A 1,298-nucleotide genomic window follows, 5' to 3' on the forward strand; every position below is an offset into this window, starting at 1 on the left:
GCTCCCGAAGGCACCAATCCATCTCTGGAAAGTTCATTGGATGTCAAGGCCTGGTAAGGTTCTTCGCGTTGCTTCGAATTAAACCACATGCTCCACCGCTTGTGCGGGCCCCCGTCAATTCATTTGAGTTTTAACCTTGCGGCCGTACTCCCCAGGCGGTCAACTTAATGCGTTAGCTGCGCCACTAAGAGCTCAAGGCTCCCAACGGCTAGTTGACATCGTTTACGGCGTGGACTACCAGGGTATCTAATCCTGTTTGCTCCCCACGCTTTCGCACCTCAGTGTCAGTATCAGTCCAGGTGGTCGCCTTCGCCACTGGTGTTCCTTCCTATATCTACGCATTTCACCGCTACACAGGAAATTCCACCACCCTCTACCATACTCTAGCTCGTCAGTTTTGAATGCAGTTCCCAGGTTGAGCCCGGGGATTTCACATCCAACTTAACGAACCACCTACGCGCGCTTTACGCCCAGTAATTCCGATTAACGCTTGCACCCTCTGTATTACCGCGGCTGCTGGCACAGAGTTAGCCGGTGCTTATTCTGTCGGTAACGTCAAGATTGCAACGTATTAGGTTACAACCCTTCCTCCCAACTTAAAGTGCTTTACAATCCGAAGACCTTCTTCACACACGCGGCATGGCTGGATCAGGCTTTCGCCCATTGTCCAATATTCCCCACTGCTGCCTCCCGTAGGAGTCTGGACCGTGTCTCAGTTCCAGTGTGACTGATCATCCTCTCAGACCAGTTACGGATCGTCGCCTTGGTGAGCCATTACCTCACCAACTAGCTAATCCGACCTAGGCTCATCTGATAGCGCAAGGCCCGAAGGTCCCCTGCTTTCTCCCGTAGGACGTATGCGGTATTAGCGTCCGTTTCCGAGCGTTATCCCCCACTACCAGGCAGATTCCTAGGCATTACTCACCCGTCCGCCGCTCTCAAGAGAAGCAAGCTTCTCTCTACCGCTCGACTTGCATGTGTTAGGCCTGCCGCCAGCGTTCAATCTGAGCCATGATCAAACTCTTCAGTTCAAACATCTTTGGGTTTTTAAGAAACCCTAAACTTGGCTCAGCAATCGTTGGTTACATCTTTGATTTCTCGCGGAGTAACTTGTGATGCTGATAATCTTGTTGACTATCAGTCTGACTCCACAAGCACCCACACGAATTGCTTGATTCAGTTGTTAAAGAGCGGTTGGTTAAGATCTTTCGTCTCAACCGAGGCGCGCATTCTACAGCAGCCTCTGTTGCTGTCAAGCGGTTATTTTCAGAAGTTTTCAAAGTTTCGCTTGGAAATCT

General features: G+C 50.8%; 1 rRNA gene (cut by a window edge). It reads right to left on the reverse strand.

Annotated elements, in window-relative coordinates:
• A 16S ribosomal RNA gene (locus H8F22_RS33005) occupies positions 1-1,030 on the reverse strand; it reaches 299 nt to the left of the window's first position.
• Positions 1,031-1,298 lie beyond the last annotated feature (268 nt).

Source organism: Pseudomonas mucoides (genome assembly GCF_015461845.1).
GTDB classification, from domain to species: Bacteria; Pseudomonadota; Gammaproteobacteria; order Pseudomonadales; family Pseudomonadaceae; genus Aquipseudomonas; species Aquipseudomonas mucoides.